The sequence below is a fragment of the Halomonas sp. SpR8 genome (genome assembly GCF_031010195.1).
In the GTDB taxonomy this organism is placed as follows: domain Bacteria; phylum Pseudomonadota; class Gammaproteobacteria; order Pseudomonadales; family Halomonadaceae; genus Vreelandella.
Genome location: NZ_JAUAMC010000027.1, coordinates 1 through 910, shown reverse-complemented (window position 1 = coordinate 910; position 910 = coordinate 1). Strand labels below are relative to the sequence as shown.

Annotated in this window: 1 pseudogene; it reads right to left on the bottom strand. The window is 57.8% G+C overall.

Annotated elements, in window-relative coordinates:
• Positions 1–910 (bottom strand): annotated as a pseudogene (locus QT230_RS20780) (hypothetical protein); the annotation flags it as partial.

The window sequence follows — 910 nt, the reverse complement described above, 5'->3', positions numbered from 1 at the left end:
TCCAGCCCGCGTTGGCAGCGGTGTTCACCGAGTCAATCGCGTCGTGAACCGTGTCTTCACCGGTGTTGCCAACGTCACTGGTGGTGATGGTGCCGTCTGCATTAACCACGGCATTGCCGCCGATCGCACTGTTGATCGAGTCAACCGAGCCGAACAGCTGGCTGCCGTTGACCGCGTCCGTGCTGGTACCGCTAACCTCACCGGCACCTACACTGCTGATCACTTGATCGTTGGCATCGATGCCACCGCTGGCAGTGATGCTCGGGCCACCGGTAATGGTTAGGCCGTCATCATTCAACACGCTGTTGCCGGTGGTGACGCTGTCGGCGGTGAGGTTGTCTGCCAGATCAAAGGTGACGTCGTTGTCATCATTGGCGATCTGGATATTGCCGTCGGTGTTGCTGAGGTCGACGGTGTCACCCGGTGCCACGTTGGAACTGTCAGCACTTTGTGCCGTTAGGTTCCAGCCTTCATTGGCAGTTTGGTTAACAATATCCAGTTGCTCTTCGGTCGCCGCCCGACCTGCTTGCGCGAAGTCGTTACCGCTGAGATCGGTGTTGGATAACCCAGTGATGTCATTGTTGAGACCACTTATTGCCACGTTACCGGTTCCGATACTGTCGGCGCCGATTACACTGGTTGTGGTGCCGTCAGTCACGTTTATTCCGTCAGCGCTAGTGCTGGTGGTGTTGGTGCCGTCGGTGATCTCGCTACCGGTGGCGGCATAGCTGGCTACATTGCCTCCGCCGTCGTCAACCGTCAGGCCATCATCATTCAACACGCTGTTGCCGGTGGTGACACTGTCCAGATCAAGATCACGGTTCAGGGTAATCTCAACTTCGCCGTCGTCGTCGATACCGGTCTGCGCCACGCCGATATTGCTGTCGCCGGTGAACGCGACGTCACCGTT